The 5,312-nt window shown below is 67.9% G+C and carries 5 protein-coding genes; 3 read left to right on the top strand and 2 right to left on the bottom strand.

Annotation, left to right across the window (positions count from 1 at the left end; translation table 11 throughout):
- The 3 genes from ADBZ5N_RS17275 to secA form a co-directional block, all read left to right on the top strand.
- The coding region (locus ADBZ5N_RS17275) for a ComF family protein (protein WP_526259549.1) at positions 1 to 290 on the top strand (290 nt) is incomplete at its 5' end.
- A 225-nt stretch (positions 291 to 515) separates the two neighbouring features.
- Positions 516 to 1,220 (top strand): ribosome hibernation-promoting factor, HPF/YfiA family, encoded by a 705-nt coding sequence (hpf, locus tag ADBZ5N_RS17270; RefSeq protein ID WP_526259547.1) that lies wholly within the window; start codon positions 516 to 518, stop codon positions 1,218 to 1,220.
- A gap of 152 nt (positions 1,221 to 1,372) precedes the next feature.
- Positions 1,373 to 4,111 (top strand): preprotein translocase subunit SecA, encoded by a 2,739-nt coding sequence (gene secA, locus ADBZ5N_RS17265; protein WP_526259546.1) that lies wholly within the window; start codon positions 1,373 to 1,375, stop codon positions 4,109 to 4,111.
- Between the two features lie 18 nt (positions 4,112 to 4,129).
- On the opposite strand, the gene ADBZ5N_RS17260 is transcribed toward secA, so the two are convergent.
- Together ADBZ5N_RS17260 and ADBZ5N_RS17255 are read right to left on the bottom strand one after the other, a co-directional pair.
- Positions 4,130 to 4,588: an Rv3235 family protein gene (locus ADBZ5N_RS17260; protein ID WP_526259544.1), complete on the bottom strand. Its 459-nt coding sequence runs from the start codon at positions 4,586 to 4,588 to the stop codon at positions 4,130 to 4,132.
- A 134-nt stretch (positions 4,589 to 4,722) separates the two neighbouring features.
- Positions 4,723 to 5,312 (bottom strand): endonuclease/exonuclease/phosphatase family protein (locus tag ADBZ5N_RS17255; RefSeq protein WP_526259542.1); only part of this gene is annotated, 590 nt, incomplete at its 5' end.

The following is a 5,312-nucleotide window of genomic DNA, read 5'->3' as shown; positions in this document are numbered from 1 at the left end:
GGGGCGACCCGGGGGCCCGGATCGCCGCCGCCGCCACCGTGGGCCACCCCGAGATCACGGTGGCCCCGGCGCTGCGCACCGTCGGCCTGGCCCGGGACTCGGTGGGTTTGGGCACCACGGCCAGGGAGCGCAACATCGCCGGCCGGGTCCGCGTGTCGCAGCGTCTGTCCGGCGAGGTTCTCCTCGTCGACGACGTGGTGACCACCGGTGCCACAGCCCGTGAAGCAGTCCGCACCCTGCACGCCGCCGGGACCGCGGTGACGGCGGTACTGACCCTGGCCCATGCCTGAGACGTCGCCGTCACGACCCGGACACAGGCGCGCGAAAGACTGGCACGGCCCCCGCGCTGCGACTAGCGTCGGCGTTAACGCAGCGTGAACTTCGGGCAGCCGTTGGGAGGTGGTGCTTCGACCTCTGGCGACGCCGGGAATCCCCCCGGCTGTGCGCATCCGCACCGAACAGGCCGGGCACGCCCAAGCGCGTGCCATCCCGTTAGAAGAAACGAGTTCTCAAGAATGTCAACCCCATCCGTGAAGTCAGGTCAGCCTTCTCCCGACGGCCAGGCACCCGCAGCCGGCCCCACTGCAGATGTCCAGGTAACTGGGCGCAACGTCGAGGTCCCCGACCACTACCGCGTCTATGTGGGGCAGAAGCTCGCCCGCGTCGAACGGATCGACTCCTCGATCCAGCGTTTCGATGTGGAGCTTGAGCACGAGAAAAATCGCCGCCAGCGCAAGAACTGTCAACACGTCGAGATCACCGCGCACGGTCGAGGCCCGGTGGTGCGCGGGGAGGGCTGCGCCGATAGCTTCTACGGCGCCTTCGAGGCCGCCGTCCACAAACTCGAAAGCCGCGTGCGACGCAGCAAGGACCGACGCAAGGTGCACTACGGCGACAAGACCCCGGTGTCGCTGCACGAGGCCGTGGGGAAACCCGGGGCTGCGGCCGCGGTGGCGGCCCCGCTGGACCTGGCTCAGGCCTTCAACCCGGACGGCTCGGCTCCGGCCGCGGGGGTCGAGACCGCCCCCGAGGAACACGAGCCCGGCCACATCGTGCGGGTCAAGGAACATCCGGCCAAGCCGATGACCGTCGACGATGCGCTCTACGAGATGGAACTGGTCGGGCATGACTTCTACCTGTTCCATGACAAGGAGAGCGACAAACCCTCCGTCGTCTACCGCCGCCACGCCTACGACTACGGTCTGATCAGGCTCGCCTAGCGAGCCCGGGGGTCTGATCAGGCTCGCCTAGCGAGCCCGGGGGTCTGATCAGGCGGCCTAACCGGGCGGACCACCGCGTCACCTAGGATGGGAGTCGCTTAAGCCTCCGATCCTGTAGGGGATGCCTCCCCTCAAACGCTCCAGGGGAACATGTGCTGTCCAAGTTGCTGCGCCTCGGTGAAGGTCGCATGGTCAAACGCCTCCGCGGGGTGGCTGACTACGTCAACACGCTCTCCGACGACGTCGAGAAGTTGACCGACGCCGAGTTGCGCGCCAAGACCGACGAGTTCCGGGCCCGCATCGAGGGCGGCGAACAGCTCGACGACCTGCTGCCGGAGGCCTTCGCGGTGGCCCGCGAAGCCGCCTGGCGGGTGCTGGGTCAACGTCACTTCGACGTCCAGGTGATGGGTGGGGCGGCGTTGCACTTCGGCAACGTCGCGGAAATGAAGACCGGTGAGGGCAAGACGCTGACCTGCGTGCTGCCGGCCTACCTCAACGCGCTGAGCGGCAAGGGTGTGCACGTCGTCACCGTCAACGACTACCTGGCCAGACGCGACAGCGAGTGGATGGGCCGCGTGCACCGCTTCCTGGGTCTGGACGTCGGGGTGATCCTGTCCGGGCTGAACTCCGACGAGCGCCGCGAGTCCTACGCCGCCGACATCACCTACGGCACCAACAACGAGTTCGGCTTCGACTACCTGCGCGACAATATGGCGCATTCGCTGGAAGAACTGGTGCAGCGCCCGCACAACTACGCCATCGTCGACGAGGTCGACTCGATCCTGATCGACGAGGCCCGCACCCCGCTGATCATCTCCGGCCCCGCCGACGGCGCCTCGCACTGGTACTCCGAGTTCGCCCGGCTGTCCCCGATGATGGAGAAGGACGTCCACTACGAGGTCGATATCCGCAAGCGCACCGTCGGCGTCCACGAAGTCGGCGTGGAGTTCGTCGAGGACCAACTCGGCATCGAGAACCTCTACGAGGCCGCCAACTCGCCGCTGGTCAGCTACCTCAACAACTCGCTGAAGGCCAAGGAACTCTTCCAACGCGACAAGGACTACATCGTCCGCGACGGCGAGGTCCTCATCGTCGACGAATTCACCGGCCGCGTCCTGCTCGGCCGCCGTTACAACGAGGGTATGCACCAGGCCATCGAGGCCAAGGAGAAGGTGGAGATCAAGGCCGAGAACCAGACGCTGGCCACCATCACCCTGCAGAACTACTTCCGGCTTTACGACAAGCTGGCCGGGATGACCGGCACCGCCGAGACCGAGGCCGCCGAGCTCTACGAGATCTACAAGCTGGGTGTGGTGCCGATCCCGCCCAACCGCGACATGGTCCGTAAGGACCAGACCGACCTGATCTACAAAACCGAAGAGGCCAAGTTCATCGCGGTCGCCGACGACATCGCCGAGCGCTACGAGAAGGGCCAGCCGGTACTGATCGGCACCACCAGCGTCGAGCGCTCCGAGTACCTGTCGCGGATGCTGCAGAAGCGGCGGATCCCGCACAGCGTGCTCAACGCCAAGTACCACGAGCAGGAGGCGGGCATCATCGCCGAGGCCGGCCGGCGCGGCGCGATCACCGTGGCCACCAACATGGCCGGCCGCGGCACCGACATCGTGCTCGGCGGCAACGTGGACTTCATCGTCGACCAGCGGTTGCGGGATCGCGGGCTGGATCCGGTCGAAACACCCGAGGAGTACGACGCCGCCTGGCTGGAGGAGCTGCCCCGGGTCACGGCCCAGGTCGGCGAGGAAGCCGAGAATGTCAGAGAGGTCGGCGGACTCTACGTGCTGGGCACCGAACGGCACGAGTCCCGCCGCATCGACAACCAGTTGCGCGGCCGGTCCGGCCGGCAGGGTGACCCGGGGGAGTCGCGGTTCTACCTGTCGCTGGGCGACGAGCTCATGCGACGGTTCAACGGCGCCACCCTGGAGTCGCTGCTGACCCGGCTCAACCTGCCCGATGACGTGCCGATCGAGGCCAAGATGGTGACCCGCGCCATCAAGAGCGCGCAGACGCAGGTCGAACAGCAGAACTTCGAGATCCGCAAGAACGTGCTCAAGTACGACGAGGTGATGAACCAGCAGCGCAAGGTCATCTACGAGGAGCGTCGCCGCATTCTCGACGGTGAGGACCTCAAGGCGCAGTCGCACGACATGCTGGTCGACGTCATCACCGCCTACGTCGACGGCGCGACCGCCGAGGGGTACGCCGAGGACTGGGATCTCGAGCAGCTGTGGGGGGCGTTGCGCACGCTGTATCCGGTCGGTGTCGACCACCGCGACCTGATCAACTCCGAAGCCGTCGGCGAGGCCGGCGATTTGACCCGCGAGGAGTTGCTCGAGGTTCTGATCGCCGACGCCGAGAAGGCTTACGCCAAGCGTGAGGCCGACGTCGATGCGGTTGCCGGCCCCGGCGCGATGCGGCAACTGGAACGCAACGTGTTGCTCAGTGTGCTCGACCGGAAATGGCGTGAACACCTCTACGAGATGGACTATCTCAAGGAGGGCATCGGTCTGCGGGCGATGGCGCAGCGCGACCCGCTGGTGGAATACCAGCGCGAGGGCTACGACATGTTCACCGGCATGCTCGACGCGCTCAAGGAGGAGTCGGTCGGCTTCCTGTTCAACGTCCAGATCGAGGCTGCCCCGCAGGCGCCGGCGGTTGCCGCGCAGGCCATGCCGGAGGGTTTGCGCCCCCGCGGCGTCGGTGACGACGGTTCTCGCCCGCTGACCTACGTCGGACCGTCGGAGGACGGCGACGCCGAAGTGCAGCGCCACGACGCGCCCGTCGCGGCCCCGTCGGGCGGTGCCAGCCGCAAGCAGCGTCGTGAGGCCGCCCGGCAGGAGAACAAGGAACGTAAGCTGCTGCGTCGCCGCTGAACTCAAGCCCCCCGCCTGCTAGCCGAGGTGCAGCGCAACCACCTGCCAACGCGCGCCGGTGGGGGTGGCGGTCCGCTCGACCCGGCAGGCGATCGCGTGCACCCGCGGCCCGCGGGTGTAGTGCCCGGCCACCTCGGCGGCATCGCCGCCCGGTCCGGCCAGCTGGGCCCGAACCCGTCGTAAGCGAGCCATCCCGTCCCCGCCGTGCGCTCCGGACAGCAGCGTCTCCACCAGGCCGGTGGCCATCAGCGGACGCAGTTGGGTCAGCGGCCGGCGCCGGTCGATGACCTCCAGCACCCGTCGCAGCGCCGCGTCGGCGAAGGTCGCGGCGTCCTGAATCTGTTTGCGGGTCTGCGCACTCGGGGCCGGCGGGGGCATGGGTGCCGAGCGCCGGCGGTGCGCCACCTCGCCGACCGGCGGCATGGCCGGTGGTCCGCCGGCCGCCGGCGGCTCGTAGTCGACGACGCGAGACACCATTGGTGCTGACTGAAAAGCATTGCTGAACATAGGAACTCCCACGGTGGCTGGCAAACGGGCAAGAGCGAAACAAAGCCACGCTGGAGAGTGGCGGTGCGGACGCCATCATGCCAATGTTGCGCAGTGCAGGGTATTCACCCTGTGGTGGCCGAACGCCGAAGGTGGATCGTGGCGGCCACACCGAGGTGGTCGGTGCCGGGAACCCGAACCGTCGTTAGGTCGGTGGCCGCGGCGTTACGAATCAGGATGTGGTCGATCCGGATCAGCGCCGGCGTTGACCCTTGGGCCGGATAGGTGCCGGCCAGGCCGGCGCCGGTCTGCTCGGCGGTGTCGCCGAATCCGGCGGCAAGCAGGCGCCGAAACGGCAGCATGTCGGCGGTCGCGTTGAGATCACCGGCGACGATGACCGCGCCCTCACCGGCGGTCTTGGCCAGTCCCACCAACGTCTTCGGCAGGGTGGCCATCTCTTTGCGCCAGCCGTCGATCGGCTGCGGCCACGGGCCCACCACGTGGGCAGCCACCACCGTCACATCGCGGGTCACTCCGGGCACCTGAAGCGAGGCCCTCAGCATGCCGAGTTCATAGCCGGGATCGCGGCTGTACCGCCGCACCGGGTAGCGACTCCAGATGCCCACCCCGGCGGCCGACGGCCGCGCATCGACCGCGCGGTGGGGCAATTCAGACTCGACGGCGGCCAGTCGGTCGGCGATCTCCGGGGTGAGCT

This window comes from Mycobacterium sp. (assembly GCF_044370595.1).
Lineage (GTDB): Bacteria > Actinomycetota > Actinomycetes > Mycobacteriales > Mycobacteriaceae > Mycobacterium.
The sequence above is the reverse complement of the archived record's forward strand: the minus strand, read 5'-3'. Positions and strand labels throughout refer to the sequence as shown.

Excerpts from the sequence above, each read along its gene's own strand:
- hpf (WP_526259547.1), top strand. The coding sequence starts at position 516 with ATGTCAACCCCATCCGTGAAGTCAGGTCAGCCTTCTCCCGACGGCCAG.
- ADBZ5N_RS17260 (WP_526259544.1), bottom strand. The coding sequence starts at position 4,588 with ATGGTGTCTCGCGTCGTCGACTACGAGCCGCCGGCGGCCGGCGGACCA.